Consider the following 19,761-nt stretch of genomic DNA (forward strand, 5'->3'; position numbering starts at 1 on the left):
CCGACACCCCACCCCCACCCAACACCCGCTACCCCCACCGCGACTAGCAACCCCCCGCCCGCCGACCAGCCGCTGTCCCAGCCGGGAGCGGCCCACCGGCACGTCCTCACCCCTCACACCGTCCCGGGAAACTGGGCGCGGTGGGCGCGGATGATGTCGGCGTAGCGGTGGCCGCTGGACTTGATGGTGCGGCGTTGGGTCGGGTAGTCGACGTGGACCAGGCCGAAGCGCTTGTCGTAGCCGTAGGCCCACTCGAAGTTGTCCAGCAGGGACCAGCAGTAGTAGCCGCGCAGGGGCGCTCCGCCCTCGACGGCGCGGGCGCAGGCGGCAAGGTGCTGCTCCAGGTACGCGGCGCGCTCCGGGTCGAGGACCGATGGCGCGCCCGCCGCACCGCCCGCCGTGACGACGTCCGCGTAGGCCGCGCCGTTCTCGGTGACGAACAGGTGCTGGGCGCCGTAGTCGCGGGTGACGCGGAGCAGCAGTTCCTCCAGTCCGGCCGCGTGGACCTCCCAGCCCATCGCCGTCTTCGGGCCGGGGCCCGAAAGCTGGGTGAAGTGCGGGACAGGACCGTCCGGCCGGTCCGCGATGATCTGGCGGAAGTAGTAGTTGACGCCCAGCCAGTCCAGCGGCTGCGCGATGGTCTCCAGGTCGCCCGGATGGACGGGCAGGTCCACGCCGTAGACGTCGAGCATGTCCTGCGGGTAGCCGCGGCCGAAGATCGGGTCGAGCCACCAGCGGTTGATGTGGCCGTCCGCGCGTCGCGTCGCCGCGGCGTCCGCGTCCGACTCGGACGCCGGTTCGCAGGTGCTGAGGTTGTTGGTGAGGCCCACCCGGACCGGGCCCGGGGCGGCGGCGCGGACCGCCTGGGCGGCGAGGCCGTGGCCGAGGTGGAGGTGGAACGAGGCGCGGACGGCTGCGGTCAGGTCCGTCAGGCCGGGGGCCATGTTGCCCTCCAGATGCCCGATCCAGGCGCTGCACAGCGGCTCGTTGAGGGTGGCCCAGTACTCGACGCGGTCGCCCAGGCGGGCGGCGACGGCTCCGGCGTAGTCCGCGAAGGCGTGGGCGGTGGCGCGGAAGGGCCAGCCGCCGCGGTCCTGGAGGGCCTGAGGGAGGTCCCAGTGGTAGAGCGTGGCGTTCGGGCGGATCCCCGCCTCCAGCAGCGCGTCGACCAGGCGGTCGTAGTGGTCGAGTCCGGCCTGGTTCACCGCGCCGGTGTCGTCGGGGAAGATCCGGGGCCAGGCCAGCGAGAAGCGGTACGAGTCGAGGCCGAGGGTGCGCATCAGAGCGATGTCCTCCGGCCAGCGGTGGTAGCTGTCGCACGCGTCCGCGCCGGTGTCGCCGTTGTCGATCGCGCCGGGGACGGCGCAGAAGGTGTCCCAGATGGACGCGGTCCGCCCGTCCTCGGCGACCGCCCCCTCGATCTGGTACGCGGACGTCGCCGCGCCCCACAGGAAGTCGGGGCCGAACACGGACGTGTCGGGGGAAGACATGGGTCTCCTCAGCTCACGGTGCAGGGAACGGGAAGGGCGAATGACGAAGGGCGAAAGACCAGGCGAGAAGGGCGAAGGACAGCGGAACGCGGCGCCCTACTTGACGGAACCGGCGGTCAACCCGGCCACCAGATACCGCTGGAGCAGCAGGAACGCCACCACCACGGGAACGCTCACCACCAGCGACGCCGCCATGATCTGGTTCCAGTACACGTCGTTCTGCGACGCGTAGTTGCGCAGGCCGACGGCCAGCGTCCGCGTCGAGTCGTCGGTCATCACCGAGGCGAAGAGCACCTCGCCCCAGGCGGTCATGAAGGAGTACACCGCCACGGTCACGATCCCGGGGACGGCGGCCGGGATGATGACCCGTACCAGCGCGCCGATCGGGCCGTTGCCGTCGACCTTGGCGGCCTCGTCCAACTCCCGTGGGATGGAGTCGAAGTAGCCGACCAGCATCCAGATGGAGAAGGGCAGGGTGAAGGTCAGGTAGGTGATGACCAGGCCGAGCAGGGTGTTGGACAGCTGGACGCCGGTGGCCGTGCCGATGTTGACGTAGATGAGAAAGAGCGGCAGTAGGAACAGGATCCCGGGGAACATCTGTGTCGACAGCACCGTCACGCTGAACAACTGCCGTCCCGGGAACCGGTACCGGCTCACCGCGTAGGCGGCGAGGATCGCGATCAGCACCGAGACGACGGTCGAACAGGTAGAGACGATCAGGCTGTTGACGAAGTAGTGGCCCAGCGGGACTGTGCTCCAGATGTCGATGTAGGGGCGCAGTGTCAGGTGCTGGGGGATCCACTGGAACGCCGACTGGACGTCCTGCAGCGGCTTGAGCGAGCCGGTCACCATGACGTACAGCGGCACGAAGGTGAACAGGCCGAGCAGCGTCAACACGATCCGCCGGGTCCACAGGAAGGCGGGCGGAGGCGCCATCGGCGAGCGCGGCGAGCGACGTCGGCGGCGGTTCCCCCGCAGAGCAGAGGCAGCGTCAGACATCCGCCTTCCTCCTCCGGTTGGTGACGAGCAGGTAGATCGCCGTGACGACGAGCAGGAAGAGGAGCAGCAGCACCGACATCGCCGAGCCGGAGCCGAAGTTCCAGTTCTCGAAGGACGTGTCGTAGATCTGCAACGAGATCAGGTTGGCCTGCGGCGGCGGGACATTGCCGAAGAGGACGTACGGGGTGTTGAAGTCGTTGAAGTTCCACAGGAACAGCACCAGCACCAACACCTGGTTGACCGGGCGCAGTTGCGGCAGCGTGATTGAGCGGATCCGCCGCCAGACGCCCGCGCCGTCGATCGCCGCCGCCTCGTAGAGGTCGCCGGGGATGTTCTGCAGACCGGCGGTGACCACCAGGAAGGCGAAGGGCCAGGTGCGCCAGACCGCGGTGACGACCAGGGCCCAGAAGCTGTTGCCGCCGATGAGCCAGAACGGCGCGGTGTGGAACAGGTGCAGGTCGTCGACGAGCAGGCGGTTCACCAGACCGGTGTCGCGCTGGAACATGAACTCCCAGGTGATCGCGGCGGTGTAGGCGGGCAGCGCGTACGGGACGAGGAAGTAGGTGCGGAGCAGGCCACGGCCGCGGAACGGGTCCTGCATCAGCAGCGCGGCGCCCGTGCCGAGCAGCCAGGAGATCCCGACCGTCAGCACGGTGAACCCGCAGGTGACCAGGAAGGAGTGGAGCAGCAAGCTGCCGACCGCGCCGTTGAAGTTCAGGGCGAAGCGGTAGTTGTCGAGCCCGGCGGAGGGCGCGGCGGTCCAGTTGCGGATGAAGAACTCGGTGAGCTGCTTGAAGCTCATGACGATGCCGACGAGCATCGGCACCACGTGGACCAGCAGTTCGAAGAGGACGGCGGGAAGCAGCAGCAGGTACGGCAGCCCGGCGCGGCGGACGTGGCGAGTAACGGCAGCGCGGACCGCTGCGCGCGCCTCAGCCACCGGCCTGCAACTGCTGCTGGGCCTGGTCGAGTTGGCTGGCGATGCTCTGGTCGGTGACCGGCTTGCCGCTGGCTGCGTCGGCGAACAGGTTCTTCAGCGCAGTGCCGATCACGGTCTCGAACTGGCTCTCCGTCGCGACCGCCGGCATCGGCGCGGCTGAGGAGGCGAGCACGTTCTGGAAGACCTTGACGGTCGGGGTCTGGAAGGCCGGGTCGGTGTACGCGTCGCTGACCGAGGGCAGTGAGCCGTAGGACTTGTTCAGCGCGATCTGTGTCGGCTGACTGGTCATGAACTTCACGAACTTCAGCGCCGCGTCCTTGTTCTTCGTGCCGCCGAAGACGGAGAGGTTGATCCCGGCGACGATCGAGTCGACGTGGGTGGGTCCGCTCGTAGCGGAGGTGTCGGCGAACGGGACCGGGACGACGCCGTACTGGCTGGGCGACATCCCGTAGTTGGTGAGGTCCTGCCCGGCGTCCTGCCAGAGCATCATGGCGGCCTTGCCGGTGGCGAAGTCCTTGACCGCCTCGGTGCCGTTGGAGTACTCGGCGTCGCTCGGGTTGGCGATCTTGTCGGCGGCCATGAAGTCGACGTACGTCTTGATGCCCGCGATGTTCTGCGGGGTGTCGAAGGTCGGTTTGCCGGAGCTGTCGAAGAAGCTGCCGCCCTGCTGCGCCGCGAAGGTGAAGGCGTGGTGCGCGTTCTCGGGGGTCTGGGCGCCCTCGACGCTGACGCCCCACTGGCCGCTCTTGGTGAGCTTCGTGCCGTCCGCGACGAACTCGCTCCAGGTGGTGGGCGGGGTGGTGATCCCGGCGGCCTGGAACATCGCCTTGTTGTAGTAGAGGGCGTAGGCCATCGAGTAGATGGGGACGCCGACCGGCGGTTTGCCGGGCGCGCCGGTGGCGGCCAGGGCGCCGGGCAGGAACCGGCTCGAACCGCCGATCTGTTGCATCACGTCACTGGTGAACGGCAGGAAGGCGCCGGTCGCCTGGAGCGAGGCGGACCACGTGTTGCCGATGTTGAGGACGTCGGGGCCCTGGCCCGAACTCACCGCCGCCATGATCCGGTTGAGCAGGTCGTTCCAGCCGATGACTTCGAGGTGGACCTTGATGCCGGTCTGCTTGGTGAAGGCGTTGAGCTCCGGGGTGAGCACCTGGACGTCGTCGGCGATCGAACTGCCCTGGTCGCTGGCCCAGTAGGTAAGCGTCTGCTGCGAACTGCCGGATCCTCCGCCGGAGTTGCTCCCCGAACTGCTGCACCCCGTGGCCAACAGGGCGGTGGCTGTGCTGCACACGGCGAGGGCGAGCAAGGCTGATCTACGCATGGTGAGCCTTTCGACGGCGTGCGGGCGTGTGGGTGTGTGGGTGCGCGGGTCTGTAAGGGGTGGGGGACGAGTACGGAAGAAGGTTTGCTCATGACTTAGTTCGAGGTGTGATTTAACTCGTGGGAGAATGCACCGTCAACAGCTTGCGAGGGAACGAAATCGGCCGAGAGGATGGCCCCATGACGGATGAGGGTCGGCGCAACGTCCGTGACCTGCGGCGCGGCAACCGGGCTCGGCTGCTGCGCCGGCTCTACTTCCACGGCCCGCTGAGTCGGCAGGAGTTGGTGGAGACCACGGGCCTGAGCTCGGCGTCGGTGAGCAACGTGGTTGCCGACCTGCTGGAGGCCGGGGTCGTCGTCGAGGCGGGCGCGGTCGAGTCGGACGGCGGGCGCCCGCGGATCCTGCTGCGCGTCGACCACGCACGGTTCCAGGCCATCGGCGTGGACGTGGGGGAGACCCGGGTCCGGATGGAGCGCTTCGACCTCGGACTGCACGAACTCGCGGCCGTGGACGTGCCGATGGTGGGAGCAGGCACCGCAGGCTCGCTGGAGCCTGAGCACGTGGTGGCCGCGATCGCAGGCGGACTGCGGGAGTTGACGGCCGACGTGTCCGAGCCGCTGCTCGGCGTGGGGATCGGCGTACCGGGGATCGTGCAGCATCACCCGCAGGCCGTCGTCCACGGGCAGACCGTGGGGTGGGACGCGGTTCCGCTGGAGGAGATGCTGCGCGAGCACACCGACCTGCCGCTGCACATCGACAACGGCGCGACCACGATGGCGCAGGCCGAGATGTGGTTCGGCGCGGGCAGCACCGCGCGTTCGGGTGCCGCAGGTTCGGGCAACGCCGCAGGTCCGGGCAGTGCCGCGCGGCCGGGCAGCGCGGTGTTCCTGCTGCTCGGTTCCGGCGCGGGCGGGGCGGTGATACTGGACGGCGCGCCGATGCGCGGCTCGACGACCAGTGCGGGGGAGTGGGGCCACCTCAACGTCGAGTACGGCGGGCGTCTCTGCCGCTGCGGCTCACGGGGCTGCCTGGAGGCGTACGTCGGCGCGGAGGCGGTGATCGCCCGGTTTCAGGAGGCGGCGGGCGATGATGCGATGGACCGTCAGAGTCCCGATGTGGACGAGGAATCGGTACTACGACGGATCCTGACGCTCGCGGACGAGGACGCCGGACCGGTCGGCGACGCCGCACGTGAGGTGCTGGACGAGACGGCGGTGCGGATCGGGGTGGGCATCGCCAACGTGGTGAACTTCCTCAACCCGCAGCAGGTCATCATCGGTGGCTGGGCCGGTCTGGCGATGGCGCCACGCCTGCTGCCGCGCATCCGTGAGGTTGCCCGCGCCCACGCGCTGCGGCTGCCCTACGCGTTGACCTCGGTGGAGTTGGGCGCGCTCGGTCCGGACGCCGTCGCTCGCGGCGCGGCGACCCTCCCGGTCGCACGGTTCCTGGCGGCGGGGGGTTCCGCACGGGCCCATGAGAGAGTGCTGAAGTGACCGTCGCACCGCGCAAGCTGCTCCTGTCCCTGATCGTCGTCCTCGCCTTAGTCCTCGCGACCGTTGTCGCCCTCCTGCTGCACACCGGCGCAACGCCCGGGGCACGCAGCGCCGATGCGGCACCGGCGTCCACCGGCGGCGGCCTCGGGCCGAACGTGGTGGTCTTCGACCCGACCATGTCCGAGTCGTCGATCCAGGACCAGTTGAACCTGATCGCCAACTCCCAGGCGGGCAACGAGTTCGGGACCGGCCGCTACGCGATCCTGTTCAAGCCGGGTACCTACGGTTCGGGCGCCGATCCGCTGGTCTTCTCGGTCGGCTACTACGAGAGCGTCGCGGGTCTCGGGCAGAACCCGGGCGATGTCGTCATCAACGGCAGCGTCGACGTGTACAACCAGTGCAACGACGGCAACCAGAGCCAGTGCTACGCCACCACCAACTTCTGGCGCTCGTTGACCAACCTCACCGTCAACGTCACCGGCAGCTCTGCCGCGAATGTCACCGGCGGCTCCGCCGCGGGCGTCACCGGAGGCTCCGCCGGCGCGGACGGCTGTTACGCGGGCACCGACTTCTGGGCCGTGTCCCAGGCCGCGCCGCTGCGGCGGGTGCACATCAACGGCAACCTCAGCCTGATGGACCACTGCACCGGTTCGCCGGACTGGGCCAGCGGCGGCTTCATCGCCGACTCGGAGCTCGCCGGAGGGACCGTCACCAACGGCTCCCAGCAGCAGTTCTTCACCCGGGACAGCAGCCTGGACGGGTGGAGCAACTCGGTGTGGAACCAGGTCTTCTGCGGCGACGCCGGCGCGCCCGCGCAGAGCTTCGCGAGCGACTCCGGTGACCAGGGCGGGCCCGACTCCTACACCACGCTGTCCACCTGCCCGGTCACCCGCGAGGCGCCCTACCTCTACCTGGACGCGACCGGGAACTACCGCGTCTTCGTCCCCGCCACGCAGACCGACTCGACCGGTCCGACCTGGGCTCACGGCAACACAGCCGGGACCTCGCTCCCGCTCAGCAGCTTCTTCGTCGTCCGGCCGGGTGCGACCGTCGACCAGATCAACGCCGCGCTGTCGACCGGCGAGAATCTGCTCGTCACGCCGGGCGTCTACGACGTGCCGAGCAGCATCCAGGTGAGCCACCCGGACACGAAGATCGTCGGCCTGGGTTTCGCGACCCTGGTCCCGACCCGCGGCAACGTCACCATGAACATCGCCGACGTCGGCGGCGTCAACGTCACCGGCCTGATCCTCGACGCGGGGACGACCGGCTCGCCCGCGCTGCTCCAGGTCGGAACCAAGGGGTCGACGGTCAGTCATGCGGCCGACCCGGTCAGCCTGGACGACGTCTTCTTCCGGATCGGCGGGGCGACGCCGGGGACGGCGACGACGGCGTTGGTCGACAACAGCAACGACTCCCTGATCGACGACGCCTGGATCTGGCGCGCCGACCACGGCGCGGGCGCCGGCAGCTGGGCCGGGGACCGGAGCGACACCGGTCTCGTGGTCAACGGCGACCACGTCACCGCCACCGGACTTGCCGTGGAGCACTTCCAGAAGAGCGAGGCCGTCTGGAACGGCCAGCACGGCGAGGTGATCTTCTATCAGAACGAGAACCCCTACGACGTCCCCAGCCAGTCCGCCTGGCGGGCGAGCCCGACCCAGAACGGCTACCCGGCGTTCTCCGTCGCCGACAGCGTCACCTCGTTCCAGGGGTACGGGATGGGCAGCTACTCGAACTTCAACCAGGGCAGCGTCCAGGGCAACCTCAATCAGGGCAGCGCAGTCCACAACGCCATGGCCTTCCAGGCCCCGCACGCCCCGGGCGTACAGTTCCACGACCTGCTCACGGTCTTCCTCAACGGCACCGGCGGCATCGACTCCGTGATCGACGGCACCGGTGCGGCCGTGGGCCAGTCCTCCGCCGGCCCCAGGGACGTCGTGTCGTATCCCTGACGGGGCCGGCACTGACGGGGGCCGGCACTGACGTGTCCCAGCTGTTCGTACGGCCTTTCGGGGGACGCCGCCGTCCGGGTGGTTTGCCCGGACGGTCGCGGGGTGACCGTTCGGCGTATGTCCGACGTGGCCTTCATCGCCGTGACCGTTGCCGTCTTCGGTCTGCTCGCCCTGATCGCGAAGGGGGTCGAGCGGCTGTGACGGCTGACAACATCGTGGGTCTGGTGGTGGCCTTCGCCCTGGTCGGGTACCTGGTCGTGGCGCTTCTGCTGCCGGAGAGGTTCTAGTGAGCCCGACCCTGGCCGGGTTCCTGCAGGCGATCGCGCTGGTGGCGGCGCTGGCTCTGTCCCACCGGCCGCTCGGCGACTACATGGCCGGGGTGCTGACGGGCAGTCGACACCTGCGGATCGAGCGCGTGGTCTACCGGGCCATCGGCGTCAATCCGGACGGCGACCAGACCTGGTACGTCTACCTGCGCAGCGTGCTGGCCTTCTCGGCCGTCTCGGTGCTGTTCCTGTACGGCTTCCAGCGGCTGCAGAACGACCTGTGGCTCTCGCTGGGCTTTCCGGCCGTGCCGCCCCCGACGGCCTGGAACACCGCCGCGTCGTTCGTCACCAACACCAACTGGCAGTCGTACTCCGGTGAGGCGACGATGGGCCATCTGGTGCAGATGGCCGGGCTCGCGGTGCAGAACTTCCTCTCCGCCGCCGTCGCCATCGCCGTCGTCGCGACGCTGATCCGCGGCTTCGTCCGGGCGAAGACGGACCGGGTGGGCAACTTCTGGACCGACCTGACCCGCATCACCGTCCGGGTGCTGCTGCCGATCGCGGTGGTCTTCGCCATCGTCCTGATCGCCTCCGGTGTGGTGGAGAACCTGCACGCGGCGCAGACCATCCACACCATCAGCGGGGCGACCCAGTCGATCCCGGGCGGGCCGGTCGCCTCCCAGGAGGCGATCAAGGAGCTCGGGACCAACGGCGGCGGCTTCTACAACGCCAACTCCGCCCACCCGTTCGAGAACCCCAACGCGTGGACCAACTGGCTGGAGATCTACCTGCTGCTGGTCATCTCCTTCGCGTTGCCGCGCACCTTCGGCACGATGATCGGCGACCACCGCCAGGGCTACGCGATCGTGGCCGTGATGTCGGTGTACTGGGTGGTGTCGACGAGTCTGGTGTCCTTCTTCGAATGGCAGCACCACGGCACCGCGCTTCAGGCCGCGGGTGCGGCGATGGAGGGCAAGGAGGTGCGGTTCGGCATCGCCGGCTCCGCACTGTTCATCAGTTCCACCACGCTGACCTCGACCGGCGCGGTCAACGCCGCGCACGACTCGCTCAGCCCGCTCGGTGGCGGGGTGGCGCTCTTCGACATGATGCTCGGCGAGATCGCGCCCGGCGGTACCGGATCGGGCCTCTACGGGATGCTGATCCTGGCGATCGTGACCGTCTTCGTCGCGGGCCTGATGGTCGGCCGCACGCCGGAGTACCTGGGCAAGAAGCTGGGCGGGCACGAGATGAAGTTCGCCTCGCTGTACATCCTGACCACGCCGGCGATCGTGCTGGTCGGCACGGGTGTGGCGATGACGTTCCCGGCGGAGCGGGCCGCGATGCTCAACAACGGCGCGCACGGTTTCACCGAGGTCCTCTACGCCTTCACCTCGGCGGCCAACAACAACGGCTCGGCCTTCGCCGGACTGAACGTCACCAGCACGTGGTGGAACACCGCACTCGGTCTGACCATGCTCTTCGGCCGATTCCTGCCGATGGTGTTCGTCCTGGCGCTGGCGGGGACGCTGGCCAAACAGAAGCCCGTGCCCAGGACGGCCGGGACGCTTGCCACGCACAACACGCTCTTCGTCGGGATGCTGAGCGGCGTGGTGCTGATCGTCGTCGGCCTCACCTACTTCCCGGCGCTGGCGCTGGGACCGCTCGCGGAGGGCCTGCACAAGTGAGCGAGATCAGCGAGAGCGGGATCGGCGAAAGCGACCTGTCGGAGACCCATCGGGTCTCCGGCGGTCTGCTCGACCCGAAGCAGTTGCTGGAGTCGCTGCCCGACGCGGTCCGCAAGGTCGACCCGCGGGTGATGGTCCGCAACCCGGTCATGTTCGTGGTGGAGATCGGTTCGCTGCTCACCACGTACGCGGCGATCCGGCACCCCAGCGTCTTCGCCTGGGTGATCACGGCGTGGCTCTGGTTGACCGTCGTCTTCGCCAATCTGGCCGAGGCGGTGGCGGAGGGCCGGGGCAAGGCCCAGGCGGAGACGCTCCGCAAGACCCGCACCGACACCCTGGCACGCCGGGTCGTCGGCTCGTGGACGCCGGGCGCGACCGACGTGCCGGAGGAGACCGTCGCGGCGACCGAACTCCGGCTCGGCGACCACGTGGTGGTCGAGGCGCAGCAGATCATCCCGGGCGACGGGGACGTGGTCGAGGGTGTCGCCTCCGTGGACGAGTCGGCGATCACCGGTGAGTCCGCGCCCGTGATCCGTGAGTCCGGCGGTGACCGGTCGGCCGTGACCGGTGGTACGAAGGTACTCTCGGACCGGATCGTCGTGAAGATCACCTCGGAGCCGGGCAAGACCTTCATCGACCGGATGATCGCACTGGTCGAGGGCGCGGCCCGGCAGAAGACGCCGAACGAGATCGCGCTCAACATCCTGCTGGCGTCGCTGACCATTGTCTTCCTGCTTGCGGTCGTGACGCTGCAGCCGATGGCGACCTACGCGGGCGCCGAGCAGACCATCGTCGTCCTGGTCGCGCTGCTGGTCGCGCTGATCCCGACGACGATCGGTGCGCTGCTCTCCGCGATCGGCATCGCCGGCATGGACCGGCTGGTCCAGCGCAACGTGCTGGCGATGTCCGGCCGTGCGGTCGAGGCGGCCGGTGACGTCTCCACGCTGCTGCTGGACAAGACCGGCACCATCACCTTCGGCAACCGCCAGGCCGCCGAGTTCCTCCCGGTCGGCGCGGTGGAGGTGGCCAAGCTGGCCGACGCCGCGCAGTTGTCGTCGCTGGCGGACGAGACGCCCGAGGGTCGTTCCATCGTGGTGCTGGCCAAGGAGAAGTACGGCCTGCGCGCCCGGCACCAGGGCGAGCTCGGGCATGCGACCTGGATCGAGTTCACCGCGCAGACCCGGATGTCCGGCGTGGACCTGGACGAGCCCGACGGCGTCCACGCCACCCGCAAGGGCGCGGCCGCGGCCGTGGCCACCTGGGTCCGGGACAACGGTGGTGAGCCGGACCCGGCACTGGACACGGTCGTGGGCCGGATCTCCAACCTGGGCGGCACGCCACTGGTCGTGGCGGAGCGCGTGTCCACGCGACCGGCGCAGGTGCTCGGCGTGATCTACCTCAAGGACGTGGTCAAGCACGGCATCCGCGAGCGCTTCGAGGACCTGCGGGCGATGGGCATCAGGACGGTCATGATCACGGGCGACAACCCGCTGACGGCTGCCGCCATCGCCGAGGAGGCGGGCGTTGACGACTTCCTGGCCGAGGCGACGCCCGAGGACAAGATGGCGTTGATCCGTCAGGAGCAGGCGGGCGGCAAGTTGGTGGCCATGACCGGCGACGGCACCAACGACGCCCCCGCGCTGGCCCAGGCGGACGTCGGCGTGGCGATGAACACGGGCACCTCGGCCGCGAAAGAGGCCGGGAACATGGTCGATCTCGACTCCAACCCGACCAAGTTGATCGAGATCGTCGAGATCGGCAAGCAGTTGCTCATCACGCGCGGCGCGCTGACCACCTTTTCGATCGCCAACGACGTGGCGAAGTACTTCGCGATCATCCCGGCCATGTTCGCCAGCGTGTACCCGGGGCTCGGGCATCTGAACATCATGCACCTGCACAGCCCGAAGTCGGCGATCACCTCGGCGATCATCTTCAACGCGCTGATCATCATCGGGCTGATCCCGCTGGCGCTGCGCGGCGTCCGCTACAAGCCGTCGTCCGCCTCCTCGTTGCTGCGCCGGAACCTCGGCGTCTACGGCGTGGGCGGGCTGATCCTGCCGTTCATCGGCATCAAGGTGATCGACCTGATCGTCCAGTTCATCCCCGGGCTGCACTGATGGCTTCTGGCCTGCACTGAGCCGGACGACACTGAGGAGTTGTGATGGCTGCGCCCCTGCCGGCGGTGGTCCGGCTGCATCTGACCGGGCTTCGGCTGCTGCTGGTCTTCACGGTGGTCTGCGGCATCGTCTACCCGCTGGTCATCACCGGGATCGGCGAGCTGATCCTCCCGGGGCAGGCCAACGGCTCCCGGGTGACGCTGAACGGACGGACCGTCGGCTCCAGCCTGATCGGGCAGACCTTCTCGCTGCGCCCGATCGACCCGAAGGCCCCCTCGCTGCCGGATGCGCGCTGGTTCCAGCCGCGTCCCTCGGCGGCGGGCACCGGCTACGACACCACCGCCTCGGGCGGCTCCAACCTGGGCCCCGACGACGCCGGCCTGACCCGGACGGTCAAGGCCCGGCGGTTGGCGATCGCGCTCTTCGACGGTGTGTCACCGGCCTCCGTGCCGCCGGACGCGCTCACGTCCAGCGGCTCCGGCCTGGACCCGGACATCTCGCCCGCGTACGCCTACGAGCAGGTGAACCGGGTCGCCCGCCGACGCGGGCTGGCGCCCTCGGTGGTGCGCGCGCTGGTCAGCGACCACATCCAGGGGCGCGTGCTCGGCTTCCTTGGCCAGCAGCGGGTGAACGTGGTGACGCTCAATCTGGCGCTGGCGCGCCTGCAACCGTAAATACGAGCAATCGACGCCGCGTCCGTCCGAAAATATCGCTCATGATGCACTCCTTCGAAGAACTGATCACCGAGGCGGAGCACGCTCCGACCGAGGGCTGGGACTTCTCCTGGTTCGAGGGACGTGCCACCGAGGCACGGCCCTCCTGGGGCTACCAACGTGTGCTCGGCGAGTGGCTCGCGCGGACGGCAGGCGGTACGTCGCTGGACCTGCAGACCGGCGGCGGCGAGGTGCTGGCGGGCGCGCTCGCAGGTGGACCGGTGGGTGTGCCACTGGGTGTGTCCGGCGAGCGCCGTCCGCGCACCATGGTGGCGACGGAGTCCTGGCCGCCCAACGCCGCCAAGGCGACGCGGCTGCTCCACCCGCTCGGCGTCGCGGTCGTGGCAACGCCGGACGAGCCGCCGCTGCCCTTCGCCGACGGCGGGTTCGACCTGGTGACGTCGCGTCACCCGGTCCGGGCGTGGTGGGACGAGATCGCCCGGGTGCTGGCGCCCGGTGGGCACTACGTGGCACAGCACGTCGGGCCGTCCAGCGTCTTCGAGGTGACCGAGTTCTTCCTCGGCCCGCAGCCCGAGTCCACCCGCAACTCGCGCCACCCCGACGGGGAGGTCGCGGAGCTGCGGGAGGCCGGTCTGGAGCTGGTCGACCTGCGGGCCGAGCGGCTGAGGATGGAGTTCTTCGACGTCGGCGCGGTGGTCCACTTCCTGCGCAAGGTCGTCTGGATCGTCCCCGGCTTCACCGTCGACGCCTACCGCGACCGGCTGCGCGAGCTGGACGCCCTGATCCGCGCGGAGGGCCCTTTCGTGGCGCACTCCGCGCGGCATCTGATCATCGCTCAGAAGTGATCGCTTCTTGTGAGCGATCAGACCTCGTCGAGCACGGCTGTGAGACCGTTCGGTCGCTGGTCCACCGGCAGGGGGGCGACCTCCAGGAAGGTGCAGCCGAGGGCCGTCGCGCCGCCGTCGGCGCCGGCGTCGTCGCCGACCATCAGGGTCTCGGTGGGGACGCGGCCGAGCGCGGTGAAGGCGGCCTGGAAGATCGCCGGGTCGGGCTTCACCACCCCGACCTCGTAGGACAGCACGTAGGCGTCGACCAGTTCGTCGAACCCGTGCTCGCGGAAGACCGGCCGCAGGTCCCAGCCGATGTTGCTGACCACCGCGATCGGGATCTCGCGGCGGCGCAGCTCCTTCAGCGTCGCCTCGGCGTCGGGGTAGGGCCGCCAGGCGGCCGGGCTCATGTGGCGGTCGTAGAGGACCTCGACCAGTTCGTCGGCTCGGTCGGCTCGGTCGGAGTGATCGGAGTGGTCGGCGTGGGCGGCCAGGGCGGTGTCGGACAGCGCCAGGCGGGTCATCGCGGTGAAGGCGGCGCGGTGGCGCCGGGCGTCGAGGTCGCGCTCCTTCCAGAGGGGGACCAGGTCGTCCGGGACCGCCTCGGGGACGGCGCCGCCGGGCAGCGCTCCGGCGCGCTCCAGCCGGGCGGCCAGGTCTTCCCTCTCGGCGGCCGGGAGCTCGATGCCCGTCGCCTCCAGCGCCCCGGCCAGCCACTCGGCGGTCGAGGTGACCCGGAACAGCGTCCCGGAGAAGTCGAACATCACGGCGTGGCTCTTGGTTCTGCTCATCACCCGCCATATTTGATCATGTCGATCGGCGCCCTGTGCACAGCACTGTGTGATCAGGTGGTCACCAGCACGCCCGCGTAGGCGACGCCGGCGATCATCGCCCAGGAGGCGAGGCCGACCAGCAGCGCCCGGCGGCCGGTGCGGACCAGGGTGCGGATGTCGACGGCAGCGCCGAGGGCGAAGAGCGCGGCGGCCATCAGCAGGTCGTCGACCGTCGCCGCGATGTTGACGGTCCCGGTGGAGAGCAGGTCGGTGCTCCGGATCGCGACGCAGGCGAGGAAGCCGACCAGGAAGAGCGGCACCGGCGCCGGGCGCTTCGTCCCCTGCGGGTCGGCGTGTGCAAGGTCGGCGCGTGCATCACGGCGGCTGCGGACCAGTGCCACGCCGGTGACGATCGGAGCGAGCAGGGCCACGCGCATCAGCTTGACCACGACGGCCTCGGCCAGTGCGGCCGGACCGGCGGTCTGGCCGACGGCGACGACCTGCCCGACGTCGTGGACGCTGGCCCCGGCCCAGCGGCCGAACTGGATCGGGTCCAGGCCGAGCGGGTGGCGCAGCAGCGGCAGCACGGCGATGGCCAGGCTGCCGCAGAGGGTCACCAGCGCGACGGCGGTGACCGTGTCCCGCTCCTCGCTCTCGGTGACGCCGTTCATGGCTGCCACGGCGGACGCGCCGCAGATGGAGAACCCGGTGGCGATCAGCAGCGGCTGGTCCCCGGGGAGCCCGGCCTTGCGGCCCAGCCACTGGGTGCCGAAGAAGGTCGCGAACAGGGTCACCGCGACGACCAGCAGCGTCTGCCAGCCGAGGCCGAGCACGTCGCTCAGCGCCAGCTTGAGGCCCAGCAGCACGATGCCGAGCCGCATCACGCGCTTGGCGGCGACGTCGAGACCGGGACGCGTCGCGGCGGGCAGCAGCCGCAGATTGCCCGCGAGGACCCCGAGCGCGACGGCCGCCGTCAGCGGGGAGAGCGACGGCACCAGCTGGTGCGCGCCCCACGCGATCCCGACCGCGACCGCCGAGGCGGCCAGTCCGGGCAGCGCGGCGGGAAGACGCCGCGAGAGGGGGAGTCCGACGGCAGTGCTGCCAGGGGGTCGTACGGGCGTCACGGTCACGATGCCCACTCTTGATCGACATCGAGGGAGCCGGTAGACGGAAATCCGGGAGGACATCATAAGGTTTCCCTATGGCGGACACGCAGCCATGACAGCAGGACAGCGATGACAGCAGGGCAGAAATGACAGCAGGGCAGAAATGACGGAGAACGGGGCCGACCAGCCGACCTCGCGGCGGTTGCCCGACCTGCAGACGCTGGAGTTGCTGGTCGCGGTCGCCGACACCGGCAGCATCGGGCGGGCTGCCGCGCAGCAGCGGATCACGCAGCCTGCGGCCAGCGCCCGGCTGCGGACCCTGGAGCGGAAGCTGGACCTGTCGCTGCTGGACCGGTCCCGGCGCGGCTCGCAGCTGACGGCCGCCGGGCTGGTGGTCACCGACTGGGCGCGCGGCGTGCTGGAACAGGCGCATGTGCTGGCCGAGTCGCTGGCGGCGCTCCAGGCGCAGCAGCGCGGCGAGCTACGGCTGGTGGCCAGCCTGACCCTGGCCGAACAGCTGCTGCCGGGCTGGCTGATCAGCCTGCGCCGGGTCAGCCCGGGGACGCATGTCGGGCTGCGGGTGACCAACAGCCACCAGGTGATCGAGGCACTCCGGCACGGTGAGGCGGACCTCGGGTTCATCGAGGGCCCGTTCGTGCCCAGGGACTTCCGCTCGCTGCCGGTCGGCCGGGACCGGCTGACCGTCGTCACCTCGCCGGAGCATCCCTGGGCGCGCCGCGCCGCACCCGGTGCAGCACCCGGGACCGGGCCCGTCCCCGTGACGGGTGCCGAGCTCGCCGAGACGCCGTTGCTGTTGCGCGAACCGGGCTCCGGGACGAGGGAGACGCTGGAGCGCGCGCTCCGACCGTGGGTCGGGCCGTCCGTGCCCGCGCTGGAGCTGGGCGCCACCGCACCGTTGCGCAGCGCCGCCGCCCAGGGCGCGGCCCCGGCGGTGCTGTCGCTGCTCGCCGTCGCCGACGACCTGGCGGCCGGGCGGCTGGTGGAGATCCCGGTCGCCCCGGACGTGGTGCTGAGCCGCGTGCTCCGCGCCGTCTGGCCCTCCGGCGGCGAACTGCCCGCGCCGGCCCGCCTGCTGCTGGACATGATCCGGAGTGGGCGGCCGGACGGACAGCAGGGGAGCGGCCGGCCGGGGAGCGGTGCGCGTTGAGCGCGGCGGAACTGGAAGGATGACGCAGGTGAGTACATCTTCCGAGCAGCCCGCGTACCGCCACAGCGTCCCCGGCCGGCCGTTGAGCGACGCGCAGGTCGGGACGGCCGTCGGGGTGCTGGCGATGCTCGCCGAGCCGACCCGGCTGCGACTGCTGTGGGCGCTGCGGGAGGGCGAGTTGGGCGTGACGGCGCTGGCCGAGGCGGCGGGCTGTTCACCGACGGCCGCGAGCCAGCACCTCTCCAAGCTGCGGATCAGCGGCCTGGTCGACCAGCGTGCGGAGGGGCGGGCCCGGCTGTACCGGCTGCGCGGCGCGCACCTGCACCGGTTGCTGGACGAGGTCGCTGCTCACGCGGACCACGCCCTCCAGGGGATCCCCCCGCACGCCTGAGTCGACCGCAGTCCCAGGCGGTGCGTGCTCCGCCCAACCACTTGTCTGGACAAGGACTGACCACTTGTCCAATCACGGTCAGACTACTTGTCCGGACAAGTTGGCCGACTTTAGTCTCTGAACGTTGTCCGACCGTTCGTCCTGCGGACAGCCCTGCACGTTACCCATGCACTGCATGGACAGGCAGTCCTCCCGGCGGGGCCCAAATCCGCAGCACGGGGGGACCGACGGAAGGGTCAGCGGAGAATGAGTCGGATCTGGCGGGCGCTCAGCGCCGTGGTCGCGCTGCTCGGCGCACTGTTGGTGGTGACGCCCGCTCATGCGGCCACCACCAGCGGCAACTTGATTGTGAACGGTGACGCGGAAGCGGGCTACTGCACCAAGGACTGGACCGCGGCCACCACCATGCCCGGGTGGAGCGTGCTCTCCGGCAGCCCGGACGTGGTCTGCTACTCGGCCGGCAGCTTCGGCCACCCGTCGACCCCCGCGCCCGGCAACGCCTTCTTCGCCCCGGGCGACCAGGGCGACGGCGCGATGGAGCAGACCGTCGACGTCTCCTCGGCGGCGACGGCGATCGACGCGGGCGGCGTCAACTACAACCTGTCCGGCTGGCTGGGGGGTTGGACCACCTACGCCGGGGAGGTCCAGGTCTCCCTGGCCTTCCACGACGCCTCGGGCAACCCCCTCGGCACGACCGCCGAGCTGCCCACCGTCAGCGCGGCCGACCGCGGTGACGCGACGTCGTTCCTGTCCCGCAGCGCGACCGGGGCGGTGCCCTCGGGGACCCGCTCGATCGTCGTCGAGGTCCAGTTCCTGAACAGCTCCGGCGAGTCCGGCTACCTGGACAACCTCTCGCTGACCCTGAACACCCCGGTGACCGCCGCCACGTTGACCCCGCCGGTCTCCCAGGTCCCGGGCTACGACCACGTGTTCATGGTCATGATGGAGAACACCGACTACTCGGCCGTCATGAACGACCCGACCGACACGCCGTTCATGCACAGCCTGATGTCCCAGGGCGCGACCCTGAACAACTACCACGGCGTCTACCACCCGAGCGACGAGAACTACCTCGCGATCGCGGGCGGTGACACCTACACCAACGGCGCCACCTACTGGCCCAACATCAACTCGCCGGAGCAGAACCTCGGCGACACCCTCGACGCCGCGGGTAAGAGCTGGAAGGCCTATGAGCAGGGCATGGGCACGCCCTGCAACACCACCACCCAGTACGACGCCAAGTACGAGCCGGACGACGCGCCGTTCATCAACTACACGGACATCAGCGGCAATGCGTCCCGCTGCGCGGCGCACCTCTTCGACACCACGCAGCTGACCACCGACCTCAAGTCGGCGGCCACGACGCCGAACTTCTCCTGGATCGCCGCCGACGACTACTACGACGGCGAGGCCTCCGGCAACGGCAACACCACCAGCCTGCAGACCCAGGACACCTGGCTCAAGCAGACCCTGACGCCGGTGCTCGACTCCCCGGCCTGGACGACGCAGAAGTCGCTGCTGATCCTGACCTGGGACGAGGACACCAGCAACCCGGACAACCACGTCCTCGCCGTGGTCGACGGCTCCCAGGGAACGGTCCCCGCGGGCACCACCAGCAGCTCCCGCTACGACCACTACAGCACCGCCCGCACCATCGAGTCCGCCCTCGGCCTGCCGGGCCTGACGGCCAACGACACGTACGCGACCCCGCTCAACGACGCGTTCGTGCCGAGCTCCGGTTCGAACAACCCGCCGCCCACGGCCAGCACGCTGACCACCAGCACGCCGACCGTCAGCAACGGATCGACCGTCACCTTCCAGTACTCGACGCCGACGAACAGCGTCAGCTCCAGCAACTGGATCGGCATCTACCCGGCGGGCGTCACCCCTGGCTCGAAGTCCTCGCTGACCTGGCAGTACGCGCCCAACGCGAGCGGCAGCCTGAACTTCTCCACCAGCAAGCTGTCCGGGCCGGGCTCGTACGACGTCTGGTACCTCTCCAACGGCGGGTACACGGCGCTGGCCGGACCGGTCAGCCTCACCGTGAGCTGAGCACCCGTCTGAAGCAGGTCGTACAGGGGCCCGCTCACCCGTCCGGTCGCGGCGGGGGAGCGGGCCCCGGTGCGTCTGCTTAGCCTCGGAGGCGTGGCGACCGTGTCCGGCCCTGCGCCCAGTCCCGAGGAGGAGGCGTGATGTCCCGCGCTCCGATGTCCCGCGCTCTGATGTCCCGTCCCACGGCCGCGCTGCTCGGCGCCACCGTACTCGGGCTGGCCCTGGCCGGCTGCTCCGACCTGCCGCAGGGCCAGGTGTTCGCGACCGACGGCCGTGCTGTGCAGACTTTCACCAACCTGCCGGCGACGTCGGCCTGCCACAACTTCTCCATCCCGGACGTGACCACGGTCAGCGACATGACCCTGGCGGACATGCACCTCTACACCGGCCGGAACTGCACCAACATCACGGCCCCCGCTCCGTTCTACCTGTCGACCAACACCAGCACCGGCCCGACGCGGAGGGTCTACAGGAGCTTCAACTTCGTGGGGCAGTGAGCTCAGG

17 protein-coding genes are annotated in these 19,761 nt (G+C 69.9%); 11 read left to right on the forward strand and 6 right to left on the reverse strand.

All coding sequences use genetic code 11. The annotated features are described in order from the left end of the window. Positions 1–113: 113 nt before the first annotated feature. The 4 genes from ABH928_RS28975 to ABH928_RS28990 form a co-directional block, all read right to left on the reverse strand. The gene (locus tag ABH928_RS28975) at positions 114–1,490 is read right to left on the reverse strand and encodes a GH1 family beta-glucosidase (RefSeq protein WP_370071584.1); all 1,377 of its coding nucleotides are present in this window, start codon (positions 1,488–1,490) and stop codon (positions 114–116) included. Positions 1,491–1,586: 96 nt separating this feature from the next. Beyond that, positions 1,587–2,489 (reverse strand): carbohydrate ABC transporter permease, encoded by a 903-nt coding sequence (locus tag ABH928_RS28980; protein ID WP_370071585.1) that lies wholly within the window; start codon positions 2,487–2,489, stop codon positions 1,587–1,589. Further along, entirely contained in the window at positions 2,482–3,429 is a 948-nt protein-coding gene (locus ABH928_RS28985) for a carbohydrate ABC transporter permease (RefSeq protein WP_370071586.1), read from the reverse strand. Before ABH928_RS28985 ends, ABH928_RS28980 begins: the two co-directional genes overlap by 8 nt. Beyond that, positions 3,422–4,750, reverse strand: a complete 1,329-nt coding sequence (locus ABH928_RS28990; protein ID WP_370071587.1) for an ABC transporter substrate-binding protein — start codon at positions 4,748–4,750, stop codon at positions 3,422–3,424. The genes ABH928_RS28985 and ABH928_RS28990 overlap by 8 nt, the downstream gene beginning before the upstream one ends. A gap of 179 nt (positions 4,751–4,929) precedes the next feature. Between ABH928_RS28990 and ABH928_RS28995 the strand changes: the two genes are divergently transcribed. The 7 genes from ABH928_RS28995 (at position 4,930) to ABH928_RS29025 (ending at position 13,785) form a co-directional block, all read left to right on the forward strand. After that, entirely contained in the window at positions 4,930–6,243 is a 1,314-nt protein-coding gene (locus ABH928_RS28995) for an ROK family transcriptional regulator (protein ID WP_370071588.1), read from the forward strand. Next, on the forward strand, positions 6,240–8,198 hold the full coding sequence (locus tag ABH928_RS29000; protein ID WP_370071589.1) for a hypothetical protein: 1,959 nt from the start codon (positions 6,240–6,242) through the stop codon (positions 8,196–8,198). The genes ABH928_RS28995 and ABH928_RS29000 overlap by 4 nt, the downstream gene beginning before the upstream one ends. 197 nt (positions 8,199–8,395) lie before the next feature. Continuing rightward, complete coding sequence (gene kdpF, locus ABH928_RS29005) at positions 8,396–8,485, forward strand: K(+)-transporting ATPase subunit F (protein WP_370071590.1); 90 nt, start codon at positions 8,396–8,398, stop codon at positions 8,483–8,485. Continuing rightward, a complete protein-coding gene (gene kdpA, locus ABH928_RS29010; protein WP_370071591.1) occupies positions 8,485–10,149 on the forward strand; it encodes a potassium-transporting ATPase subunit KdpA in 1,665 nt (554 codons plus the stop codon). Before kdpF ends, kdpA begins: the two co-directional genes overlap by 1 nt. After that, on the forward strand, positions 10,146–12,266 hold the full coding sequence (gene kdpB / locus ABH928_RS29015) for a potassium-transporting ATPase subunit KdpB (RefSeq protein ID WP_370071592.1): 2,121 nt from the start codon (positions 10,146–10,148) through the stop codon (positions 12,264–12,266). The genes kdpA and kdpB overlap by 4 nt, the downstream gene beginning before the upstream one ends. 44 nt (positions 12,267–12,310) lie before the next feature. Further along, positions 12,311–12,940, forward strand: coding sequence for a potassium-transporting ATPase subunit KdpC (kdpC, locus tag ABH928_RS29020; RefSeq protein ID WP_370071593.1), 630 nt, complete (start codon positions 12,311–12,313; stop codon positions 12,938–12,940). 41 nt (positions 12,941–12,981) lie between these two features. Next, positions 12,982–13,785, forward strand: a complete 804-nt coding sequence (locus ABH928_RS29025; protein WP_370071594.1) for a class I SAM-dependent methyltransferase — start codon at positions 12,982–12,984, stop codon at positions 13,783–13,785. 17 nt (positions 13,786–13,802) lie between these two features. On the opposite strand, the gene ABH928_RS29030 is transcribed toward ABH928_RS29025, so the two are convergent. Together ABH928_RS29030 and ABH928_RS29035 are read right to left on the reverse strand one after the other, a co-directional pair. Continuing rightward, positions 13,803–14,558, reverse strand: coding sequence for an HAD family hydrolase (locus ABH928_RS29030; protein ID WP_370071595.1), 756 nt, complete (start codon positions 14,556–14,558; stop codon positions 13,803–13,805). Positions 14,559–14,611: 53 nt separating this feature from the next. Next, a complete protein-coding gene (locus ABH928_RS29035; RefSeq protein ID WP_370071596.1) occupies positions 14,612–15,679 on the reverse strand; it encodes a YeiH family protein in 1,068 nt (355 codons plus the stop codon). 130 nt (positions 15,680–15,809) lie between these two features. Here ABH928_RS29035 and ABH928_RS29040 point away from each other — a divergent pair, with 130 nt between their 5' ends. The 4 genes from ABH928_RS29040 to ABH928_RS29055 all read left to right on the forward strand — a co-directional run bounded on the left by ABH928_RS29040 (position 15,810) and on the right by ABH928_RS29055 (position 19,754). Further along, positions 15,810–16,814, forward strand: coding sequence for a LysR substrate-binding domain-containing protein (locus ABH928_RS29040; protein WP_370071597.1), 1,005 nt, complete (start codon positions 15,810–15,812; stop codon positions 16,812–16,814). 28 nt (positions 16,815–16,842) lie between these two features. After that, positions 16,843–17,205: an ArsR/SmtB family transcription factor gene (locus ABH928_RS29045; RefSeq protein ID WP_370071598.1), complete on the forward strand. Its 363-nt coding sequence runs from the start codon at positions 16,843–16,845 to the stop codon at positions 17,203–17,205. A gap of 246 nt (positions 17,206–17,451) precedes the next feature. Beyond that, complete coding sequence (locus ABH928_RS29050) at positions 17,452–19,257, forward strand: alkaline phosphatase family protein (protein ID WP_370071599.1); 1,806 nt, start codon at positions 17,452–17,454, stop codon at positions 19,255–19,257. A 140-nt stretch (positions 19,258–19,397) separates the two neighbouring features. Next, complete coding sequence (locus ABH928_RS29055; RefSeq protein WP_370071600.1) at positions 19,398–19,754, forward strand: hypothetical protein; 357 nt, start codon at positions 19,398–19,400, stop codon at positions 19,752–19,754. Positions 19,755–19,761: the final 7 nt, after the last annotated feature.

The sequence above is a fragment of the Streptacidiphilus sp. MAP5-3 genome (assembly GCF_041262505.1).
Taxonomy (GTDB): Bacteria; Actinomycetota; Actinomycetes; order Streptomycetales; family Streptomycetaceae; genus Streptacidiphilus.

Coding starts and splice junctions, on each gene's coding strand:
- ABH928_RS28975 (WP_370071584.1), bottom strand. CDS start 1,490: ATGTCTTCCCCCGACACGTCCGTGTTCGGCCCCGACTTCCTGTGGGGC.
- ABH928_RS28980 (WP_370071585.1), bottom strand. CDS start 2,489: ATGTCTGACGCTGCCTCTGCTCTGCGGGGGAACCGCCGCCGACGTCGC.
- kdpC (WP_370071593.1), top strand. CDS start 12,311: ATGGCTGCGCCCCTGCCGGCGGTGGTCCGGCTGCATCTGACCGGGCTT.
- ABH928_RS29055 (WP_370071600.1), top strand. CDS start 19,398: ATGTCCCGCGCTCCGATGTCCCGCGCTCTGATGTCCCGTCCCACGGCC.
- ABH928_RS29025 (WP_370071594.1), top strand. CDS start 12,982: ATGATGCACTCCTTCGAAGAACTGATCACCGAGGCGGAGCACGCTCCG.
- ABH928_RS29050 (WP_370071599.1), top strand. CDS start 17,452: ATGAGTCGGATCTGGCGGGCGCTCAGCGCCGTGGTCGCGCTGCTCGGC.
- ABH928_RS28990 (WP_370071587.1), bottom strand. CDS start 4,750: ATGCGTAGATCAGCCTTGCTCGCCCTCGCCGTGTGCAGCACAGCCACC.
- ABH928_RS29030 (WP_370071595.1), bottom strand. CDS start 14,558: ATGAGCAGAACCAAGAGCCACGCCGTGATGTTCGACTTCTCCGGGACG.
- ABH928_RS29040 (WP_370071597.1), top strand. CDS start 15,810: ATGACGGAGAACGGGGCCGACCAGCCGACCTCGCGGCGGTTGCCCGAC.
- ABH928_RS28995 (WP_370071588.1), top strand. CDS start 4,930: ATGACGGATGAGGGTCGGCGCAACGTCCGTGACCTGCGGCGCGGCAAC.